Genomic DNA, 18,703 nt, shown 5'->3' on the forward strand with positions numbered 1-18,703 from the left:
GCTAAAATGGTCCCTGCTGCCCTTTACTCGACCGTCACCGATTTTGCGAGATTGCGCGGCTGGTCCACATCGGTCCCCTTGGCGACCGCCGTGTGATAGGCAAGATACTGCATCGGGACCGCATATAGGATCGGCTGAAACAGCCCGCCGCCCTCGGGCATGGCAAGGCTCGCGCGCACGCCGTGGCCGGCGGCGGAAATCCCCTCTGCGTCCGAGATCAGCAGCACCTGACCATGACGCGCCATTACCTCTTGCATGTTCGAGACAGTCTTATCGAAAAGCCCGTCACGCGGTGCCAGCACCACGACCGGCACGTTGCGGTCGATCAGCGCGATCGGCCCATGCTTGAGCTCACCCGAGGCGTAACCTTCGGCATGGATATAGCTGAGCTCCTTGAGCTTCAGCGCCCCTTCGAGCGCCACGGGATAAAGCGGGCCGCGGCCGAGATACAGCACGTCCTGTGCCTCAGAGAGCCAGCCAGCAAGGCGGCGGCATTCGTCACTGATTCCAAGCGCCTGCTGCAACAGCCCCGGCAAAGCCCGCAGGTCAGCGAGATGGCCAGCCAGTTCAGCCTCGGTCATCCGCCCGCGATCCACTGCCGCCTTGAGCGCCAGGATCGCCAAGACCGCAAGCTGGCAGGTAAAAGCCTTGGAAGAGGCCACGCCGACCTCAATCCCCGCCAGCGTCGGCAAGGCAATATCGGCGTCGCGCGCGATAGCCGAGGTACCGACGTTCACCACACCCACGGTCTGCGCAACCTTGCCGCGCGCATAATGCAATGCGGCCAGCGTATCGGCGGTTTCACCCGACTGGCTGACAAAGATCGCCCAGCTTTCCGGCGAAAGCGGCGGTTCGCGATAGCGGAATTCGGACGCTACATCCAGATCGCAAGGCAGACCGGCGAGGCTTTCAAACCAATAGCGCGCTACATGCGCGGCATAAGAGGCCGTGCCACAGGCGACGAGCGTCAGGCGGTCAACGGCACTGAAATCCAGTGCCTCGGGCAACATGATCCGGTCGCCCTTGATATAGTGGTTCAAAGCATCGGCCAGCACGACAGGCTGTTCGGCGACCTCTTTGGCCATGAAATGGCGGTAGCCGCCTTTGTCGATCTGGGTCGCGCCGACGTCGATCTGCTGGATTTCGCGATTGGCAGGCCGACCCTCGGCATCAAAGATCTCGGCCCCCGAGCGGCGGATGATGACGTGATCGCCATCCTCAAGATAGGTGATCCGGTCGGTAAAGGGCGCAAGCGCGATGGCGTCCGAGCCAAGAAACATCTCACCCTTGCCATGGCCGACGGCAAGCGGGCTACCCTTGCGCGCCCCGATCATCAGATCGGTCTCGCCCTCAAACAGAAAGGCCAGAGCAAAAGCACCGTGCAGCCGCGCGAGGGTGGCGCGCGCGGCCTCGATCGGGTCAAGGCCCTGCCCCAGATGCCAGGCAGTCAGCAGCACCACGGTTTCGGTGTCAGTTTCGGATTCCGGCTGAAGCCCAAGCCGCGTCACCTCATCGCGCAGTTCACGAAAATTCTCAATGATGCCGTTATGAACCACCGCAACCGGGCCGCTAAGATGGGGGTGCGCGTTTGCCTCGGTCGCGGCGCCATGGGTGGCCCAGCGCGTGTGGCCAATGCCGGCATGACCGGGCAGCGGCAGATGAACCAGGCGGTCCGACAGGTTCACCAGCTTGCCGACCGCGCGCCGCCGATCCAGCCGACCGTCGTCATCCACGGTGGCGACGCCGGCACTATCATAGCCGCGATACTCCAGCCTCTTCAGTGCCTCGACCAGTTGGGGCGAGACCTGATGGTTGCCCAGAATTCCGATAATGCCACACATGGATCAATTTCCCTTCTTTTGCCGCAGGGCCTGCATCAGTCGCGCGGCAAGACCCGGTTTCATCACTTGCCGGGCGCGGCCCAGCGCCAGAGCGTCGTCCGGCACATCCTGCGTAATGACCGAACCCGAGCCGGTCATCGCCCGAGCCCCTACCCGCACCGGTGCGACCAGCATCGTATCCGAGCCGATGAAGGCATTGGCCCCGATTTCAGTCCGATGCTTGGAAACGCCGTTATAATTGCAGGTCACGGTGCCGGCACCGATATTCGTACCTTCGCCGACATGGGCATCGCCCAGATAGGTCAGATGACCGACCTTGACCCCTTCGTCGAGCACCGAGTTCTTGATCTCGACGAAGTTGCCGACGTGCACATCGCCACCCAGCTCCGCGCCGGGCCTCAGCCGCGCAAAGGGGCCAACCGTGGCACCTGCGCTGACATGGCAACCTTCGAGGTGGCAAAATGGCAGGATCTCGGCCCCGCTTTCGATCGTCACGCCGGGGCCAAAAACAACGTTCTGACCGATGATGGCATCGCGGCCGACGTACGTATCAAGTGCGAACCAGACCGTGTCGGGATCAATCAGGGTCACGCCGCTCTCCATCGCCCGCGTGCGCGCGCGGGTCTGAAACACCGCCTCGGCCCGGGCCAGTTCGGCGCGGGTGTTGATGCCCAAAGTCTCTGCCTCATCACAGGTGACCACCTCGACCCGATGGCTGGCGGCGCGGGCCAGTTCCGGAATGTCGGTCAGGTAATATTCACCGGCTGCGTTCTGATTGCCGATACGGGGCAGGAATTCACGCAATAGCGCCGCATCCGCCGCCAGAACGCCCGAGTTGACCAGCCGGATCGCCCGCGTAGCTTCATCGGCGTCCTTGTATTCGACGATACGCTCCAGCCCCTCAGGACCGGTAACCAGGCGGCCATAGCGCCCGGGATCTGCAGCTTCGAACCCCAGCACCACCACATCGGCGGGATGCGAGGCCAGTCGCGACAATGTTTCCTCTCCGATGAAGGGCGTGTCGCCGTAAAGGACGATCACCCTGCCATCGAACCCGTCAAGCAGCGGCATGGCCTGGCTGACGGCATGAGCCGTGCCGAGTTGTTCTTCTTGCAGCGCGATGCGTGCCTCGGGCTCAAGACGCGTAACCGCCTTGCGAACAGCTTCGGCACCGTGACCGGCAACAACGACCACCGCCTGGGGTTCAAGCGTCCGGCCAGCGGCCAGCGCATGACCGACCAGCGGCACACCTCCCAACCGGTGCAGAACCTTGGGCAGATCCGATTGCATCCGGCTGCCCTGCCCGGCAGCAAGGACGATCAGGGCTACGGGTTTATCGGTCATCTCTGCCTCTTGCCTGTTCCTTATCCCTCCGCAGCGTTCTACCTAGAGGACGTGAGGCGCGAAAGGCCCTGACAGATCACACATTTTGACGGAAGGTTACAGCATGGCAGGAACGGTGGTCTTTGATCTGGACGGAACGCTGGCCGATACCTCGGGCGATCTGATCGCCGCGGCCAATGCCTGTTTTCAGGCGCGCGGCCTTGGAGCACTGCTGGACCCGGTCCGCGATGCGCTGATCGCCTTCCACGGCGGGCGCGCGATGCTGCGCGCCGGTTACGCAAGGCTGCCCGCCGATATGCTGTTGCCGCCCGGCGCCGAGGATGAGGATTATCCTCGCCTGCTGACCCATTACGGCGATGCGATCGCGGTCCATACCCGGCTTTATCCGGGAACCGAGGCTGCTCTGGACCGTCTGGCAGCCGCTGGGCGCCAGCTCGCGGTCTGCACCAACAAACCCGCCGCGCTGGCCGAAACCCTGCTGCGCGAACTTGGTATCCGTGATCGTTTCGCCGCTCTGATCGGCGCCGATACGCTGCCTGTGCGCAAGCCCGACCCACGCCCTTATGCCGCAGCGGTCGAGGCCTCGGGCGGCGAGGTGGCGCGCTCCTTCCTGGTTGGCGATACCGAAACCGACCGCAAGACCGCCGCTGCGGCTGGCGTCCGGGTGGCGCTGGTCGCCTTTGGCCCCGAGGGCGAGGGACTGCGCCGCCTTGCCCCCGAGGCGCTGCTTGCGCATTTCGACGACCTGCCGCCGCTTGCCGCCGAGTGGCTGGACTAGTCCCGCAAACGGAAAAAGGGGCCATATTGGCCCCCTGATCCACAGATTTTCCGTGAGATTACACTGACGCTTATTCCGCCTCGCTGGCGGGCTTGGCGTTGAGCTGACCGTAATTCTGTGCCCCGATCTCTTCGTAAAGACCAAGTTGGGTTTCCAGAAAATCGATATGCCCTTCTTCGTCCGCCAGCAGCTCGTCGAAAAGGCTTCTGCTGACGTAGTCACCGACTTTGTCGCAATACTGCCGCGCCTCGATATAAAGAGTGCGGGCGTCATGTTCGGCAGCCAGATCGGATTCCAGCGTTTCCTTGAGGTTCTGACCAATCCGAAGCGGATCAAGCTTTTGCAGATTCGGATGGCCTTCAAGAAAGATGATTCGCTGAATCAGGCGATCAGCGTGATGCATTTCCTCAATGGATTCCGCGCGGGACTTGTCGGCGATCTTACCATAGCCCCAGTCCTCTTGCAGACGATAATGCAGCCAGTACTGGCTGACGGCGGTAAGTTCAGACCGCAGCGCTGCGTTGAGATACTCGATGACCTTTGCGTCGCCCTTCATGGCTTACCCCTGTGCGATTAACCTTCAGCCCCCTCAGGATAGGAGGCACGGCCAGATTATCGCATCCGCGCATGGTGTCCAGAAACAAAGGCATACAACCGCCGCAATCAGCGCGCTTGCCAAGGGCGTGGTAGATCTTGCCGGGGGTGATGATAGTCTGCGGGTCAGCCGCACGCATCCAGTCGATCGCGGCTTTGATATCGTGGTCCGAAATCTGGGTGCAGTGACAGACGATCATTTACTCACCTCGGGTCTTCGAAAACTTACCCATTTCCTCAGATAAGTAAAGCCTGAGTTTTTCTCTTTGTGATAGTGCCCCGGCTTGACGCCCCCCGATACCCCGGACACAAGCTAAGCCCATGAAGCTGGACGATTTCGACTTTCACCTGCCCGAGACCCTGATCGCGACGCGCCCGGCAAGGCCGCGCACTTCGGCACGCCTGCTGCTGGCGCAGGGTGATTCGATTCGTGATCTGCATGTGCGCGATCTGACCGACCTTTTGCAGCCGGGCGACTTGCTTGTGCTGAACGACACCAAAGTCATTCCGGCGCGCTTGACCGGCCAGCGCACGCGCCAGACCCCGCAAGGCGAGGCGATTGCCAAAATCGAGGTCACGCTGCTGGAACCTGGGGCAAAGGGATGGAAGGCGCTTGCCAAGCCCCTGCGCAAGCTGAAGCAAGGCGAGGTGATCCGCTTTGGCGAGACCCTGTCCGCCGAGGTCGCCGGGATCGAGGGCGGAGAGCTGACCCTGCGCTTTGACGCCTCGGGCGAGGCGTTTGACGAGGCACTCGCACAAGTCGGCGCGATGCCGCTGCCACCCTATATCGCCTCGCTGCGCGCCCCGGACGAAGCGGACCGCGAGGATTACCAGACCGTCTGGGCCCGTCATTCAGGCGCGGTTGCCGCCCCGACCGCCAGCCTGCATTTCGACCGTGAGCTGCTTGAAAAACTGCAGGCCAAAGGTGTGCGCTTTGCCCATGTCACGCTGCATGTCGGCGCGGGAACCTTCCTGCCCGTCAAGGTCGAAGACGTCACCACCCACAAGATGCACGGCGAATGGGGCGAGGTCACGGCCCAGGCCGCCGCCGCGATCAACGACACCCACAATGCCGGCGGACGGGTGATCCCGGTCGGCACCACGGCGCTGCGCCTGATCGAGACCGCCGCCGATGAAACAGGCCACGTCCAGCCGTTTCAGGGCGTTACCGAAATCTTCATCTATCCGGGTTATCGCTTCCGTGTGACGGATGCGCTGATGACCAATTTTCACCTGCCGAAATCGACCCTCCTGATGCTTGTCAGTGCCCTGATGGGGCAGGACCGCATACGGGGGATCTATCGCCATGCCGTGGAATCGGGCTATCGCTTCTTTAGCTACGGCGATGCCTCGTTACTGATACCAAAGGATCCGTGATGCTGACCGTCCTGCGCACCACCTGGCCGTTGCTTCTGGGCATCCTGCTGCTGATGGTCGGGAATGGTATGCAGGGCACCCTTCTCGGTATTCGCGGCAATATCGAGGGGATATCAACCACTGAAATGTCAGTTGTGATGTCGGCCTATTTCGGCGGCTTCCTGCTTGGCTCACGCGTGGTGCCCGAACTGATCCGCAATGTCGGCCATGTGCGGGTCTTTGCCGCGCTTGGCTCAATGATCTCTTCGGTGCTGATCCTTTATGCCGCAGCGCCGCATTGGATCGCATGGGCACTGATGCGTCTGTTGATCGGATTCTGCTTCTCGGGGGTGTATATCACCGCGGAAAGCTGGCTGAACGCCGGGACCACCAACGAGAACCGCGGCCAGGCCATGTCGGCCTATATGATCATGCAGATGCTGGGAATCATCTCGGCCCAGCTTCTGATGAATGCTGCCGACCCGGCGGGATACCTGCTGTTCGTAATCCCCTCGGTTCTGGTCAGCGTCTCGTTCCTGCCGATCCTGCTGTCCACCCAACCCGCGCCGCAATTTTCGACGCTGAAACGGATGAGCTTTGGCAGCCTGTTTCGCGTCTCTCCGCTGGGCTGCATCGGTATCTTTCTTATGGGCGGGGTATTCTCGGCGCTGTTCGGAATGGCCTCGGTCTGGGGCTCGACCAAGGGCCTGACGGTACGCGAAATCTCGGCCTTCGTTGCCGCCATCTATATCGGCGGGCTGCTGCTGCAATATCCCATCGGCTGGCTTTCTGACCATGGCGACCGGCGCTTTATCGTGCTTGGCCTCTCGGCCCTTGGCGCGGCGGTCAGTATTGCTACCGTGGCGCTGCAACCGGGAATCTGGGGCCTGCTGATCGCGGCAGCGTTGATCGGGGGCGTCGCCAATCCGGTCTATTCGTTGCTTCTTGCCTATACGAACGATTTTCTGGACAACAGCGATATGGCAGCGGCCTCGGCCGGGCTTCTTTTTATCAACGGCATCGGCGCAATGGCCGGACCGCTGATTACCGGCTGGCTGATGGCAATGCTGGGACCGGACGGGTTCTGGGTCTATATCGGCCTGCTCCTTGCCGCCCTGACCTTCTATGCGGGCTGGCGCCGCACCCGCCGCCCGACCCCGATGCAGGATCAAAGCTTTGCCATCATCGCACCCTCGGCCACCCCCGTCGCGGTCGAGGCAGCGCTTGAGACCGCAAGTTCTGACGACAGCGACAAAGCGGACTGACGGGGTTGCGGCCAGCGCCCGGCTTTGCAACCATCCCTGAAAACCGGAGAGCAAGGCCATGACCAACACCGCGACCCCTCAAGAGATCAACCGCTTCTGGATTGACGAGGTGGGCGATAAAGGCTGGTACGCCCGCTCGGATGCGCTGGACGATACCATCCGCACGCGCTTTCTTTCGCTATGGGAAACGGCCGCCGATCTGGTCCCGGACTGGACCACGACGCCCGAGGGTGCTTTGGCTGCCCTGATCCTGACCGACCAGTTCCCGCGCAACATGTTTCGCGAGGACCCGCGCGCATTTGCAACCGACGCCCTGGCGCTCAAGACCGCGGATGCGGCCATCGCCCAAGGCTTCGACCTGCAGATCCAGCCGCCGGCACGACAGTTCTTCTACCTGCCATTTGAGCACTCCGAGGAATTGATCAATCAGCACCGCGCGGTTGAGCTGTTCCGCGAATTCATGCCCGGCGAGAACCTGCGCCACGCCGAACTGCATCGCGATACGATCGCAAAGTTCGGCCGCTTTCCATGGCGAAACGCCGCGCTCGGACGAACCCCGACAGAGGCGGAAATCCGCGTGATGGAGGCGGGCGGCTACGGCGCGCTTGTCTCGGGCAAGCTGTCGCTTGCTGACGTTTAAAAAATGGTTTAACGCTGAACTATCTTTTCTGATAGGGGGACATCCATGGCGCAGAGCTTCGACATGGTGGTGATCGGTTCCGGCCCTGGCGGCTATGTCTGCGCCATTCGCGGCGCGCAGCTGGGGCTGAAAGTGGCCTGCATCGAGCGCGAGCATCTGGGCGGCATCTGCCTGAACTGGGGCTGTATCCCGACCAAGGCGCTTCTGCGTTCGGCCGAGGTCTTTCACCTCATGCATCGCGCCAAGGAATTCGGGCTCTCGGCGGACAAGATCGGCTATGATCTCAGCGCGGTGGTGCAGCGTTCGCGCGGCGTGGCCAAACAGCTTGCCGGCGGTGTCGGCCACCTGCTGAAAAAGAACAAGGTCACTGTGATCATGGGCGAGGCCTCACTGACCGCCCCCGGCAAGATCAGCGTCAAGACCGACAAGGGGACCGAAGAAGTTATCGCAAAATCCATCGTTCTGGCGACCGGCGCCCGCGCCCGCGAGCTGCCGGGACTCGAACCCGACGGCGATCTGGTCTGGAACTACAAACACGCACTGCAACCGCCGCGCATGCCGAAAAAGCTTCTGGTCATCGGCTCAGGCGCAATCGGCATTGAATTTGCCAGCTTCTTCAACACGCTAGGCGCGGACACCACGGTGGTCGAGGTAATGGACCGCGTTCTGCCGGTCGAGGATGCCGAAATCTCGGCGCTCGCCAAAAAGCAGTTCATCAAGCAAGGCATGAAGATCATGGAAAAGGCGACGGTCAAGAAACTCGACCGCGCCAAAGGCAAGGTCACCGCCCATATCGAGACCGGCGGCAAGACCGAGACGCAGGAGTTCGATACGGTCATCTCGGCAGTCGGCATCGTGGGCAATGTCGAAAACCTGGGGCTGGAAAAGCTGGGGAGCAAAATCGACCGGACCCATGTCGTCACCGACGAATATTGCCGCACCGGTGTCGAGGGGCTTTACGCCATCGGCGACGTGGCGGGCGCGCCGTGGCTTGCACATAAAGCCAGCCACGAGGGCGTGATGGTGGCCGAGCTTATCGCGGGCGGCCACCCCCACCCGATCAAGCCGAACTCGATCCCCGGCTGCACCTATTGCAACCCGCAGATCGCCAGTGTGGGCCTGACCGAGGAAAAGGCCAAGGCCGCAGGCTACGAAGTCAAGGTCGGCCGCTTCCCCTTCATCGGCAACGGCAAGGCTATCGCCCTTGGCGAACCCGAGGGCCTCATCAAGACAGTTTTCGACGCCAGGACCGGCGAGCTTCTGGGCGCCCATATGGTCGGCGCCGAGGTGACCGAGCTGATCCAGGGCTACGTCGTCGGCCGCACGCTCGAAACGACCGAGGCTGAGCTGATGGAGACGGTTTTCCCGCACCCGACGCTCTCGGAGATGATGCACGAGGCCACACTATCGGCCTATGGCCGCGCCATCCACTTCTGAACGGCAAAGGGGGTCCAAAGGCCCCCTTCTTCTTTCGTGATCAAATATCCTCGGGGGTCCGGGGGCAGACGGCCCCCGGCACGACAGTTACCCTTGGATCGGCATCCGCGCCTCGGCCATGCCGGCATACCAGCTTGACCCGGCCGGGATGGCATTGTCGTCAAAATCATAGGCGGGGTGATGGACCATGGCAGTGTCCCCATTGCCCAGAAAGATATAGGCCCCCGGGCGTTCGTTCAGCATATAGCTGAAATCTTCGCCTGCCATCAGCGGCAGCATGTCCATATTCACATCGCCCGCGATCTGCCGCGCAACTTCGGCTGCATGGCCTGTAGCCTCGGGGTGGTTCATGGTAATCGGATAGCCGCGCTCATACTCCACCTCGGCACGTGCGCCAAAGGCGGCGGCGGTGTGGGCAGCAACCTCCCGCACCCGCTCCTCGATCTGGTCGCGCACCTCGGGATCAAGGGTACGGGCCGTGCCTTTCAGCATGACCACCTGCGGGATAACGTTATGCGCCGTCGAGTCGGTCTGGACGACACAAACCGAGACCACGCCACTTTTCAGCGGATCGACATTGCGCGACACGATGGATTGCAACGCCACGATGATGTGCGCCGCGACCAGAGTCGTATCAATCGCCTCATGCGGCTTGGCTGCGTGGCCACCCTTGCCGGTAACCGTGATCTCGAACTGATCGGCGGCAGCCATCATCGCACCTTCACGAATGGCAAAAGCGCCGACCGGATAGCCGGGCATATTGTGCATGCCATAAAATTCCTGAATGCCCCAGCGATCAACCAGACCATCCTGAACCATGGCAAGACCGCCAGCACCGCCCTCTTCGGCGGGCTGGAAGATAACCACGGCGGTACCGTCGAAATTGCGCGTCTCGGCCAGGTATTTCGCGGCACCCAGCAGCATGGCGGTATGGCCGTCATGCCCGCAGGCATGCATGACACCAGGCGTTTTTGAGGCATATTCCGCCCCGGTTTTTTCATGAATCGGCAGCGCATCCATATCCGCGCGCAGGCCGATCACACGACCGCTCGTGTTGCTGCGCCCCTTGATGACGCCGACGACGCCGGTACGGCCGATCCCTTCGACCACCTCGTCCAGACCAAAGCTGCGCAGCAGTTCCGCGACCCGGCCCGCGGTGCGATGCACAGCGTAATCCAACTCGGGGTTCTCATGGAAATCGCGGCGCCACGCGGTGATTTCCGGCAAGAGTTCTGCAAAGCGGTTCTTGACTGGCATGATATCTCTCCTTCACCTGCGAGGTTGGCGCTTTTGCCAAGGGTGTGCAAGGCTTGGTCCGGCGCCAGCAGCCTGTTAAAGCGCGGTCGTAAGTATTTGCAGGCACTCGCGCGGCAGAATAAGTAACATCTGCCCCTCGCAGGTAAGCTCGACAGCTCCGTCAGCCTGGTTCGAGGTCCCGACCCGGGTGCCGGGCGCGAACTCCACCCCCCCGATCGGCCACCTGAGCCCGCGTGAAGTTCCCCGCGCCGGGCCCATCGGGAAAAGCGACACCCGCGTCGCGGGCGGCAGATCCAGCCTCAGTCGTGAGGGCAGGCGCACAATCACATCCTCGCCCGCGATCAGCAGGCACGGCGGGCCGATACCGCGGGCGATCACGCTCAGCGCCGCAAGGAAATGATCCTGACGCGCACCTGAAAACCCGACCGCGACCACAAAGGGCGCATCCAGGCGCTGCAGGCATTTTTCGAAATCGGTGCTGTCTTGCTCGGCGACGGGATGCTGGTTCTCGGCAGGGATTTCGGCACGGGCACGGGCCGAAATGCTGTCGAAATCACCCCAGACCGCCGCCGGGATCAGCCCATGGCTCAGTGCGGTATCAGCACCGCTGTCAGCGGCAGCGACCACCGGGGCAACCGCCAGTGCCTGATCCAGATCAGCACGGCTGACCGGCGCGCCGCCGATCAGCGTGACCGGACAGGCGCTCGACAGCCTGTTCATTCGTCCTTGCCGATGCCGGTAAAGACCTTGCGAAAGGGCAAGGCCCAGAGGATCCCCAGACCCACATAGACCGCCAGCTCGATCAGGATCGGCTGGCGCCCCCAGGTCCGGTCCATCCAGTTCACCAGCGTCACCGCCACGACGATATACAGCGGCAGCCCGACCAGCAGGATGACCAGAGACCAGAGTTTGCGCGTCCTCAGATCCATCTTTTCAATCGGCGAAGGGATCGGTCACAAGGATGGTATCGTCCCGCTCGGGCGAGGTCGAAAGCAGCGCTACCGGGCACTGGATCAGCTCTTCGATGCGGCGAACGTATTTGATCGCATTCGCGGGCAGATCAGCCCAGCTGCGCGCACCTTGGGTCGATTCCTCCCAGCCCTCCATCTCTTCGTATATCGGCTTGGCGCGGGCCTGCAGGGCGGCAGCGGTGGGCAGATGGTCGTAATGCTGGCCATCGACGTCATAGCCGGTGCAGATCTTCAGCGTTTCGAAACCGTCCAGCACGTCCAGCTTGGTCAGCGCAATGCCGTTCACGCCCGAGATGGCGCAGGTCTGGCGCACCAGAACCGCATCAAACCAGCCGCAGCGGCGTTTGCGGCCGGTGACGGTGCCGAATTCATGGCCTCTCTCGCCCAGACGCTGACCGTCGGCATCCTCCAGCTCGGTCGGAAAGGGACCTTCGCCGACGCGCGTCGTATAGGCCTTGACGATCCCCAGCACAAAGCCGATCGCCGAGGGGCCAAGCCCGGTGCCGCTGGCCGCCATGCCCGACATGGTGGTCGAACTGGTGACATAGGGATAGGTGCCGAAGTCGATGTCGAGAAGGCTGCCCTGAGCACCCTCGAACAGGATGCGTTTGCCCGATTTGCGGGCATCGTTCATCACCTTCCAGACCGGCTGCGCGTATTGCAAAAGCTTTGGCGCGATTTCAAGCAGCCTGGCGCGCAGCTCGGCCCGGTCGATGGGGGCCGCGCCCAGGCCCTGACGCAATGCGTCATGATGGGCCAGCAGGCGGTCAAGGCGGGAATCCAGCGTCTCCTCATCGCCCAGATCGGCGACACGGATGCTGCGACGGCCAACCTTGTCCTCATAGGCCGGGCCGATGCCGCGACCGGTAGTGCCGATCTTCGAGGCACCAGCGGCCTCTTCGCGCAGCTTGTCAAGGTCCTGATGCAGCGGCAGGATCAGCGGAGTGTTCTCGGCGATCATCAGGTTCTCGGGGCTGATCTCGACGCCTTGACCGGCAAGCTTGTCGATCTCGGCGAACAGGGACCAGGGATCCAGCACCACGCCGTTACCGATCACTGCCGTCTTGCCCTTGCGCACGATGCCCGAAGGCAGCAGCGACAGTTTGAAAACCTGATTGCCAATGACCAGCGTGTGGCCGGCATTGTGGCCGCCCTGAAAGCGCGCGATCACATCGGCGCGCTCCGACAGCCAGTCAACGATCTTGCCCTTGCCTTCGTCGCCCCACTGCGCGCCGACGACCACCACATTGGCCATTGTGCTATCCCCTTGCGGTCATTGAATGCCGCAAACCGTATAATGGCCGAAGCCACGCGGGGAAAGCGCATTCCGCCTTGCCTGCAAATTCGCCAGATTGCCCGCATTTCGCGCAGAAACGGGATCATGCTGGCAAAACTGGTCCGTTTTCTTGCACTCATCACCCGCCTTTGCCGATGCTTCAGGCAAAGAGGCCCCGATGTTGCATCAGACGATCTCCTGCCAGTTGCCCCGCGCACAAGGCCAGATTCGCGCAGACTTCGCCCTTGGCGGCGGCGCGACCCGGCTTGCGCGGCTGCATCAGTCAGGCAGCGCCCGGGCCATGTTGCCCCCGGCAGCAGGTTGCGAGCTGGTGCTGCTGAACACCTCGGGGGGGCTGACCGGCGGCGACCGGATCGAGATCTCCGTCACTCAGGGGCCCGGCACACATCTGGTCGTAACGACTCAGACGGCAGAGCGCGCCTATCGCTCGGTCACCGGTCGGGCGCGGGTCAGCGCGCACTATACGGTTGCTGATGGGGCTCATCTGGACCTGTTGCCGCAAGAGACGATCCTTTTCGATGGTGCCGCGCTTGTCCGTGCACAAGAGGTGACGTTGACCGGCTCGGCAACCTGCCTTTGGGCCGAGGTGCTGATCCTTGGCCGCGCCGCCATGGGCGAAACCGTGACCCGTCTGGATCTTAGCGACCGCCGCCGCATCAGCCGTGACGGACGTCCGGTCTTTGTCGAGAACCTGCGCCTGACCGACCGGGCACTGGCCGCAACCGGCCAGGCGATGCTGGGGGGCTGCCGCGCCTTTGCCACGCTGGTTCTGGTCGCCCCCGATGCCGCTGACCGGCTGGAACGCGCGCGCCTGGCAATGGGTCCAGAGGGCGCCGCCAGCGCCTTTGACGGCAAACTTGTAGCACGGCTGATGGCCCCCGACGGGTGGGAGCTGCGTCAGGCGCTGATGCGTCTGATCCGGGCGATCCGGCCCGGCCCCCTGCCCCGCGTCTGGCAAAGCTGAAGGAACCCCCAGGATGAACCTGAGCCCCCGCGAAAAGGAAAAGCTGCTGATCTCGGTCGCCGCCATGGTGGCGCGCGCCAGGTTGACCCGCGGCGTCAAACTGAACCACCCCGAGGCAATCGCGCTGATCTCGGATTTCGTGGTCGAGGGCGCGCGCGACGGCCGTTCGGTCGCCGATCTGATGGACGCCGGAGCCCATGTCATCACCCGCGATCAATGCATGGAGGGCATCGCCGAGATGATCCACGCCGTGCAGGTCGAGGCCACATTCCCGGACGGCACCAAGCTTGTCACCGTCCATAACCCCATCCGCTGAGAGGCTGCCATGAAACGTGTTCTTCCCCTGCTGCTGATGCCGACCGCGGCGCTGGCCCATCCCGGTCATGCCGGCCATGTCTCGCCCTTTGCGGCTGGCTGGGCGCATCCCCTGGGCGGAACCGATCACGTGCTGGCTATGGTGGCGGTTGGGCTTTGGGCTGCAACCGCACGCGATCCGCGCGGTATCTGGGCGCTGCCTCTTGCCTTTGTCGGGGCGATGGTCGCGGGCGGCGCGCTGGGGGCGGCGGGGATCGCCCTGCCCGCGGTCGAGCCGATGATCCTGGCCTCGTCAATCATCCTGGGGCTGGCCGTGGCGCTGGCCCTGCGCCCGTCGCTGACCTTTGCCCTGCCAGCGGTGGCACTGTTCGGGTTGATGCACGGGCATGCCCATGGTGCCGAGGGACCGGCGTCGGGTCTTGTCGCCTATGCAGCAGGCTTTGTGCTGGCAACAACGGCGCTGCATCTGGCCGGCATCGGCCTTGGCCGGCTGGGGGCAAGCCGGTTTCTTGGCGCGGCCACGACGGCGGCGGGCGTCGCGCTGGCGGTGATGCCATGATCCCGGGCGAGATCTTTCCGGCCGGGGGCGAGATCACGCTGAACGCCGACCGTCAGGCGATCACGCTGATGGTCGCCAATACCGGCGACCGCCCGGTACAGGTCGGCAGTCACTTCCATTTCGCCGAAACCAATCCCGGCCTCGACTTTGATCGCACGGCGGCACGGGGCATGCGTCTGGATATCGCTTCGGGGACTGCTGTCAGGTTCGAACCCGGCCAGCGCCGCGAGGTGCGGCTGATCCCGCTTGCCGGCCGGCGCGAGGTCCATGGCTTCAACAGCGCGGTCATGGGCCCGCTGGATTAGAGAGGATATCATGGCGCTTACCATTTCCCGCCGCGATTATGCGCAGATGTACGGCCCGACTACCGGCGACCGTCTGCGTCTGGGCGACACCGATATCATCATCGAGGTCGAGCGCGACCTGACCATCTATGGCGAAGAGGTCAAATTCGGCGGCGGCAAGGTGATCCGCGACGGCATGGGGCAAAGTCAGGCCAGCCGCGCCGATGGCGCCATGGACACCGTCATCACAAATGCGCTGATTCTTGACCATTCGGGCATCTACAAGGCCGATATCGGGCTGCGCGACGGTCGCATTCACGGCATCGGCAAGGCCGGCAACCCCGACACCCAGCCCGGGGTGACCCTTGTGATCGGACCGGGCACCGAGATCATCGCGGCCGAAGGGCGCATCGTCACTGCTGGCGGCATGGACGCCCACGTCCACCTGATCTGTCCCCAGCAGGTCGAGGACGCGATCGCCTCGGGCATCACCACCATGCTGGGCGGGGGAACGGGGCCCGCACACGGCACCCTTGCCACCACCTGCACCCCGGGTCCTTGGCATATCCGGCACATGCTGATGGCGATGGATTCGGTGCCGGTAAACATGCTGATCTCGGGCAAGGGGAACGCCTCACGCCCAGAGGCGCTTGAGGAAATGGTCCGCGCCGGTGCGGCGACGCTGAAACTGCACGAAGATTGGGGCACCACCCCCGCCGCCATCGACTGCTGCCTGACCGTCGCCGATGCCATGGATGTGCAGGTCACGATCCATACCGATACGCTGAACGAATCAGGCTTTGTCGAACATACGCTGGCGGCGATCAAAGGCCGCACCATCCACGCGTTCCATACCGAGGGCGCGGGGGGCGGCCATGCGCCAGATATCATCCGGCTGGTCGGCGCGCCGAATGTCATTCCCAGCTCGACCAACCCGACCCGGCCCTTTACCGCCAATACGGTCGAAGAGCATCTCGACATGCTGATGGTCTGCCATCACCTCGACAAGCGCGTGCCCGAGGATGTGGCCTTTGCCGAAAGCCGCATCCGCCGCGAAACCATCGCGGCCGAGGATATCCTGCACGATATGGGCGCCTTCTCGGTGATCTCGTCCGATAGCCAGGCCATGGGCCGGGTGGGCGAGGTCGTCAGCCGGACCTGGCAGACCGCGCATAAGATGAAGCTGCAACGCGGCCGTCTTGACGAGGAAACCAGCCAGAACGACAACCTTCGCGCCCGGCGCTATGTGGCCAAATACACCATCAATCCCGCCATCGCCCATGGCATCGCACATGAAATTGGCAGTATCGAGTCAGGCAAGCGCGCCGATCTGGTGCTTTGGGATCCCGCCATGTTTGGCGCCAAACCCGAGATGGTGCTGATCGGAGGCATGATCGCATGGGCGCAGATGGGCGACCCGAACGGCTCGATCCCTGTGCAACCCATGTATATGCGACCCATGTGGGGGGCGATGGGCCGGGCACGCCATGCCTCGGGCGTCACCTTCGTCAGTCAGGCCGGGCTTGATGCCGGTTGCGCCAAAGACATGCAAAAATCCGTCGTCGCCATCCGCCACACGCGCGGCATCGGCAAGGCCGACATGCGGCTGAACGACGCGACCCCTGAAATCGAGGTCGATCCCGAAACCTATGAGGTGCGCGCCAATGGCGAATTGCTGGTCTGCCAGCCTGTCACAGAGCTGCCACTGGCGCAGAGATATTTCCTTTTCTGAGAACCCTTTACGTCGCCGCTGCAATGCAGCATTGCAAAAGACGCCATGGCCATGAACGCAAAAATCAGCTATGTTCGCAGTCAGGGGAGGAAGCCATTCGCCAATAACGAAAGGGTTTCCCATGACGACAACCACAACCAACCTTTCTTCGCCCCGCCTTCCGGCCAAGCTCGATGCATTCCTGAAATGGCTTTCGCGCGGGACCGAAGCATATATCGAGAAACATTCGCGCCGCGCCGAGATCGAGGCGCTGGAGGCGAAATCCGACGCAGAACTGGCCCGCATGGGTCTGACCCGCGACCGGATCGTTCATCACGTTTTCAGCGACCGCATCTGGTTCTGACAAACCGGGGGGCGCAGCAATGATCGCGCCCCAAACCCTGCGCGCCGTCGCGGTGGTCCGCAACGCTGGCTGTGCCGACGATACTGTGGCCCTTGATTATGAGGGCCGCTTTCTACGCCGCAAGCGCATGACTTCGCGCAGCGGGCTGTCCTTTCTTGCCGATCTGCCCGAAACAGTCAGCCTTGACCCCGGTGACGCGCTGCAGCTTGAGGACGGGCGGCTTATCGGCGTCGCCGCCGCGCTGGAGCCCTGTCTGCGTGTGGAGGGACCGTTGCCCCGTCTCGCCTGGCATATCGGCAACCGCCACACCCCCTGCCAGATCAACGCCGATCACCTGCTGATCCGGGCCGATCATGTGCTTGAAGCCATGCTGCGCGGTCTTGGCGCACGGGTGACACCAACGATGACTGCCTTTGCCCCCGAAGGTGGCGCCTATGGTCACGGTCGCACCATGGGCCACGACCACGCGCATTGATATGACCATGCCAGACCGCCTGTCGCTGATCCAATGGCTGTCCCCGGCTTTTCCGACCGGCGGCTTTGCCTATTCACATGGGTTGGAGCAGGCGATGGCCGAGGGGCTGCGCAACGCTGACGGGGTGGCCTCGTGGGTTGCGGATGTACTGCGCCACGGTGGGGGATGGATCGACGCGGTCCTTTTGGCGCTGGTCCTGCGCGGTGAGGACGCGGATCAGCTTACCGATCTGGCCCGCGCGCTGGCCAGCTCTGCCGAACGGCTGGCCGAGACAATGGATCAGGGTCGTGCCTTTGCCACCACTGTCGCAGCACTGACAGGCCGGTCACAGCCTGAACGGCCGCTGCCCGTCGCAGTCGGCGAGGCAGCCCGACACCTTGCCCTGCCCGCAGCAGAAATCATCGCCCATTACCTGCACGCCTTTGCTGCCAACCTGATCGCTGGCGCGACGCGCTTTCTGCCACTGGGTCAGGTTCAGGCACAGGTGGCGCTGGCCCGTCTGCATCCGCTTATCGACACTCTGGCGCGCCAAGCCGCGACCGCCGGACGCGACCGGCTGGAAGGCTGCTGCTTTAGCGCCGATCTGGCGGCGATGCGCCATGAAACCCTTGATGTGAGGATTTTTCGCACATGACCAACGGCCCTTTGCGCGTCGGCATCGGCGGTCCCGTCGGTGCTGGCAAAACCACCCTGACCGAGCAGCTGGCCCGCGCCCTCGCGCCGCGCCTGTCGATGGCGGTCATCACCAATGACATCTACACCCACGAGGATGCCGAGGCATTGATGCGCGCCCAGGTTCTGCCGGCCGAGCGTATCCGCGGGGTCGAAACCGGAGGCTGCCCGCATACCGCGATCCGCGAGGATGCGAGCATCAACCTAGCCGCTGTCGCCGACTTGCGCGCCGCCTTCCCGGATCTGGAGCTGATCTTGATCGAGTCGGGGGGCGATAACCTGGCCGCGACCTTTTCGCCCGAACTTGCCGATCTGACCATCTATGTCATCGATACTGCCGCCGGACAGGACATCCCGCGCAAGCGGGGCCCGGGGCTCGCGCGTTCAGATCTGCTGGTGGTGAACAAGACCGACCTTGCCCCGCATGTCGGCGTCGATCTGGCGCTGCTGGAAAGCGATGCGCGCAAAGCCCGGGGCGAGCGTCCCTTTGTCATGGCCGAGCTGCGCCATGGCCGGGGCGTACAGGAAATCGCCCGCTTTCTCGCCCATGAGGGCGGGCTTGCGTTCAGCTGATCAGTC

22 protein-coding genes are annotated in these 18,703 nt (G+C 63.2%); 14 read left to right on the top strand and 8 right to left on the bottom strand.

Annotated elements, in window-relative coordinates:
* Positions 1 to 23: 23 nt before the first annotated feature.
* Both glmS and glmU read right to left on the bottom strand, forming a co-directional pair.
* Positions 24 to 1,841, bottom strand: a complete 1,818-nt coding sequence (glmS, locus tag PARACOCCUSGL_RS0103125) for a glutamine--fructose-6-phosphate transaminase (isomerizing) (protein ID WP_010392968.1) — start codon at positions 1,839 to 1,841, stop codon at positions 24 to 26.
* Between the two features lie 3 nt (positions 1,842 to 1,844).
* Positions 1,845 to 3,185, bottom strand: coding sequence for a bifunctional UDP-N-acetylglucosamine diphosphorylase/glucosamine-1-phosphate N-acetyltransferase GlmU (glmU, locus tag PARACOCCUSGL_RS0103130; RefSeq protein ID WP_010392971.1), 1,341 nt, complete (start codon positions 3,183 to 3,185; stop codon positions 1,845 to 1,847).
* Between the two features lie 103 nt (positions 3,186 to 3,288).
* Between glmU and PARACOCCUSGL_RS0103135 the strand changes: the two genes are divergently transcribed.
* Positions 3,289 to 3,963, top strand: coding sequence for an HAD-IA family hydrolase (locus tag PARACOCCUSGL_RS0103135; RefSeq protein ID WP_010392974.1), 675 nt, complete (start codon positions 3,289 to 3,291; stop codon positions 3,961 to 3,963).
* A 70-nt stretch (positions 3,964 to 4,033) separates the two neighbouring features.
* Here the strand turns inward: PARACOCCUSGL_RS0103135 and bfr are convergent, their stop codons facing one another.
* Both bfr and PARACOCCUSGL_RS21365 read right to left on the bottom strand, forming a co-directional pair.
* Complete coding sequence (gene bfr, locus PARACOCCUSGL_RS0103140; protein ID WP_010392976.1) at positions 4,034 to 4,519, bottom strand: bacterioferritin; 486 nt, start codon at positions 4,517 to 4,519, stop codon at positions 4,034 to 4,036.
* A complete protein-coding gene (locus PARACOCCUSGL_RS21365) occupies positions 4,467 to 4,757 on the bottom strand; it encodes a bacterioferritin-associated ferredoxin (protein ID WP_010392978.1) in 291 nt (96 codons plus the stop codon). The genes bfr and PARACOCCUSGL_RS21365 overlap by 53 nt, the downstream gene beginning before the upstream one ends.
* 121 nt (positions 4,758 to 4,878) lie before the next feature.
* On the opposite strand from PARACOCCUSGL_RS21365, the gene queA reads away from it, so the two are divergent.
* Genes queA through lpdA form a run of 4 tightly spaced genes read left to right on the top strand, consistent with a single transcriptional unit; the run spans position 4,879 to position 9,255 of the window.
* Positions 4,879 to 5,934: a tRNA preQ1(34) S-adenosylmethionine ribosyltransferase-isomerase QueA gene (gene queA / locus PARACOCCUSGL_RS0103145; protein ID WP_010392980.1), complete on the top strand. Its 1,056-nt coding sequence runs from the start codon at positions 4,879 to 4,881 to the stop codon at positions 5,932 to 5,934.
* On the top strand, positions 5,934 to 7,178 hold the full coding sequence (locus tag PARACOCCUSGL_RS0103150) for an MFS transporter (protein WP_010392981.1): 1,245 nt from the start codon (positions 5,934 to 5,936) through the stop codon (positions 7,176 to 7,178). Before queA ends, PARACOCCUSGL_RS0103150 begins: the two co-directional genes overlap by 1 nt.
* 58 nt (positions 7,179 to 7,236) lie before the next feature.
* A complete protein-coding gene (locus PARACOCCUSGL_RS0103155) occupies positions 7,237 to 7,818 on the top strand; it encodes a DUF924 family protein (RefSeq protein WP_010392982.1) in 582 nt (193 codons plus the stop codon).
* A gap of 45 nt (positions 7,819 to 7,863) precedes the next feature.
* The gene (lpdA, locus tag PARACOCCUSGL_RS0103160) at positions 7,864 to 9,255 is read left to right on the top strand and encodes a dihydrolipoyl dehydrogenase (protein WP_010392984.1); all 1,392 of its coding nucleotides are present in this window, start codon (positions 7,864 to 7,866) and stop codon (positions 9,253 to 9,255) included.
* Between the two features lie 87 nt (positions 9,256 to 9,342).
* Here lpdA and PARACOCCUSGL_RS0103165 read toward each other — a convergent pair whose 3' ends face one another.
* From PARACOCCUSGL_RS0103165 to PARACOCCUSGL_RS0103180, 4 genes are all read right to left on the bottom strand, one after another.
* The gene (locus PARACOCCUSGL_RS0103165; RefSeq protein WP_010392985.1) at positions 9,343 to 10,512 is read right to left on the bottom strand and encodes a M20 aminoacylase family protein; all 1,170 of its coding nucleotides are present in this window, start codon (positions 10,510 to 10,512) and stop codon (positions 9,343 to 9,345) included.
* 75 nt (positions 10,513 to 10,587) lie between these two features.
* A complete protein-coding gene (locus PARACOCCUSGL_RS0103170; protein ID WP_010392986.1) occupies positions 10,588 to 11,232 on the bottom strand; it encodes a thiamine diphosphokinase in 645 nt (214 codons plus the stop codon).
* The gene (locus PARACOCCUSGL_RS0103175) at positions 11,229 to 11,441 is read right to left on the bottom strand and encodes a DUF2842 domain-containing protein (protein ID WP_010392987.1); all 213 of its coding nucleotides are present in this window, start codon (positions 11,439 to 11,441) and stop codon (positions 11,229 to 11,231) included. The genes PARACOCCUSGL_RS0103170 and PARACOCCUSGL_RS0103175 overlap by 4 nt, the downstream gene beginning before the upstream one ends.
* A 4-nt stretch (positions 11,442 to 11,445) precedes the next feature.
* Positions 11,446 to 12,738: an adenylosuccinate synthase gene (locus tag PARACOCCUSGL_RS0103180; RefSeq protein WP_010392988.1), complete on the bottom strand. Its 1,293-nt coding sequence runs from the start codon at positions 12,736 to 12,738 to the stop codon at positions 11,446 to 11,448.
* A 199-nt stretch (positions 12,739 to 12,937) separates the two neighbouring features.
* On the opposite strand from PARACOCCUSGL_RS0103180, the gene PARACOCCUSGL_RS0103185 reads away from it, so the two are divergent.
* The 9 genes from PARACOCCUSGL_RS0103185 (at position 12,938) to ureG (ending at position 18,697) form a co-directional block, all read left to right on the top strand.
* Positions 12,938 to 13,744 (top strand): urease accessory protein UreD, encoded by an 807-nt coding sequence (locus PARACOCCUSGL_RS0103185; protein ID WP_010392989.1) that lies wholly within the window; start codon positions 12,938 to 12,940, stop codon positions 13,742 to 13,744.
* 13 nt (positions 13,745 to 13,757) lie between these two features.
* Positions 13,758 to 14,060 carry an urease subunit gamma gene (locus PARACOCCUSGL_RS0103190; RefSeq protein ID WP_010392992.1) on the top strand — a complete coding sequence of 101 codons (303 nt, stop codon included), beginning with the start codon at positions 13,758 to 13,760 and terminating at the stop codon, positions 14,058 to 14,060.
* 9 nt (positions 14,061 to 14,069) lie between these two features.
* The gene (locus PARACOCCUSGL_RS0103195) at positions 14,070 to 14,618 is read left to right on the top strand and encodes a HupE/UreJ family protein (protein ID WP_010392993.1); all 549 of its coding nucleotides are present in this window, start codon (positions 14,070 to 14,072) and stop codon (positions 14,616 to 14,618) included.
* Entirely contained in the window at positions 14,615 to 14,923 is a 309-nt protein-coding gene (locus tag PARACOCCUSGL_RS0103200) for an urease subunit beta (RefSeq protein ID WP_010392995.1), read from the top strand. The genes PARACOCCUSGL_RS0103195 and PARACOCCUSGL_RS0103200 overlap by 4 nt, the downstream gene beginning before the upstream one ends.
* A 10-nt stretch (positions 14,924 to 14,933) precedes the next feature.
* The gene (ureC, locus tag PARACOCCUSGL_RS0103205) at positions 14,934 to 16,634 is read left to right on the top strand and encodes an urease subunit alpha (RefSeq protein WP_010392998.1); all 1,701 of its coding nucleotides are present in this window, start codon (positions 14,934 to 14,936) and stop codon (positions 16,632 to 16,634) included.
* 121 nt (positions 16,635 to 16,755) lie between these two features.
* Positions 16,756 to 16,977 carry a hypothetical protein gene (locus PARACOCCUSGL_RS0103210; protein WP_010393001.1) on the top strand — a complete coding sequence of 74 codons (222 nt, stop codon included), beginning with the start codon at positions 16,756 to 16,758 and terminating at the stop codon, positions 16,975 to 16,977.
* A 19-nt stretch (positions 16,978 to 16,996) separates the two neighbouring features.
* Positions 16,997 to 17,452 carry an urease accessory protein UreE gene (locus PARACOCCUSGL_RS0103215; protein ID WP_010393002.1) on the top strand — a complete coding sequence of 152 codons (456 nt, stop codon included), beginning with the start codon at positions 16,997 to 16,999 and terminating at the stop codon, positions 17,450 to 17,452.
* Entirely contained in the window at positions 17,412 to 18,086 is a 675-nt protein-coding gene (locus PARACOCCUSGL_RS0103220) for an urease accessory protein UreF (RefSeq protein ID WP_010393004.1), read from the top strand. Before PARACOCCUSGL_RS0103215 ends, PARACOCCUSGL_RS0103220 begins: the two co-directional genes overlap by 41 nt.
* Complete coding sequence (ureG, locus tag PARACOCCUSGL_RS0103225; protein WP_010393006.1) at positions 18,083 to 18,697, top strand: urease accessory protein UreG; 615 nt, start codon at positions 18,083 to 18,085, stop codon at positions 18,695 to 18,697. Before PARACOCCUSGL_RS0103220 ends, ureG begins: the two co-directional genes overlap by 4 nt.
* The last annotated feature ends 6 nt before the right edge of the window (positions 18,698 to 18,703 follow it).

The organism is Paracoccus sp. TRP, assembly GCF_000185925.1.
Taxonomy (GTDB): domain Bacteria; phylum Pseudomonadota; class Alphaproteobacteria; order Rhodobacterales; family Rhodobacteraceae; genus Paracoccus; species Paracoccus kondratievae.

Coding starts and splice junctions, on each gene's coding strand:
- glmS (WP_010392968.1), bottom strand. CDS start 1,841: ATGTGTGGCATTATCGGAATTCTGGGCAACCATCAGGTCTCGCCCCAA.
- glmU (WP_010392971.1), bottom strand. CDS start 3,185: ATGACCGATAAACCCGTAGCCCTGATCGTCCTTGCTGCCGGGCAGGGC.
- PARACOCCUSGL_RS0103135 (WP_010392974.1), top strand. CDS start 3,289: ATGGCAGGAACGGTGGTCTTTGATCTGGACGGAACGCTGGCCGATACC.
- bfr (WP_010392976.1), bottom strand. CDS start 4,519: ATGAAGGGCGACGCAAAGGTCATCGAGTATCTCAACGCAGCGCTGCGG.
- PARACOCCUSGL_RS21365 (WP_010392978.1), bottom strand. CDS start 4,757: ATGATCGTCTGTCACTGCACCCAGATTTCGGACCACGATATCAAAGCC.
- queA (WP_010392980.1), top strand. CDS start 4,879: ATGAAGCTGGACGATTTCGACTTTCACCTGCCCGAGACCCTGATCGCG.
- PARACOCCUSGL_RS0103150 (WP_010392981.1), top strand. CDS start 5,934: ATGCTGACCGTCCTGCGCACCACCTGGCCGTTGCTTCTGGGCATCCTG.
- PARACOCCUSGL_RS0103155 (WP_010392982.1), top strand. CDS start 7,237: ATGACCAACACCGCGACCCCTCAAGAGATCAACCGCTTCTGGATTGAC.
- lpdA (WP_010392984.1), top strand. CDS start 7,864: ATGGCGCAGAGCTTCGACATGGTGGTGATCGGTTCCGGCCCTGGCGGC.
- PARACOCCUSGL_RS0103165 (WP_010392985.1), bottom strand. CDS start 10,512: ATGCCAGTCAAGAACCGCTTTGCAGAACTCTTGCCGGAAATCACCGCG.
- PARACOCCUSGL_RS0103170 (WP_010392986.1), bottom strand. CDS start 11,232: ATGAACAGGCTGTCGAGCGCCTGTCCGGTCACGCTGATCGGCGGCGCG.
- PARACOCCUSGL_RS0103175 (WP_010392987.1), bottom strand. CDS start 11,441: ATGGATCTGAGGACGCGCAAACTCTGGTCTCTGGTCATCCTGCTGGTC.
- PARACOCCUSGL_RS0103180 (WP_010392988.1), bottom strand. CDS start 12,738: ATGGCCAATGTGGTGGTCGTCGGCGCGCAGTGGGGCGACGAAGGCAAG.
- PARACOCCUSGL_RS0103185 (WP_010392989.1), top strand. CDS start 12,938: ATGTTGCATCAGACGATCTCCTGCCAGTTGCCCCGCGCACAAGGCCAG.
- PARACOCCUSGL_RS0103190 (WP_010392992.1), top strand. CDS start 13,758: ATGAACCTGAGCCCCCGCGAAAAGGAAAAGCTGCTGATCTCGGTCGCC.
- PARACOCCUSGL_RS0103195 (WP_010392993.1), top strand. CDS start 14,070: ATGAAACGTGTTCTTCCCCTGCTGCTGATGCCGACCGCGGCGCTGGCC.
- PARACOCCUSGL_RS0103200 (WP_010392995.1), top strand. CDS start 14,615: ATGATCCCGGGCGAGATCTTTCCGGCCGGGGGCGAGATCACGCTGAAC.
- ureC (WP_010392998.1), top strand. CDS start 14,934: ATGGCGCTTACCATTTCCCGCCGCGATTATGCGCAGATGTACGGCCCG.
- PARACOCCUSGL_RS0103210 (WP_010393001.1), top strand. CDS start 16,756: ATGACGACAACCACAACCAACCTTTCTTCGCCCCGCCTTCCGGCCAAG.
- PARACOCCUSGL_RS0103215 (WP_010393002.1), top strand. CDS start 16,997: ATGATCGCGCCCCAAACCCTGCGCGCCGTCGCGGTGGTCCGCAACGCT.
- PARACOCCUSGL_RS0103220 (WP_010393004.1), top strand. CDS start 17,412: ATGGTCACGGTCGCACCATGGGCCACGACCACGCGCATTGATATGACC.
- ureG (WP_010393006.1), top strand. CDS start 18,083: ATGACCAACGGCCCTTTGCGCGTCGGCATCGGCGGTCCCGTCGGTGCT.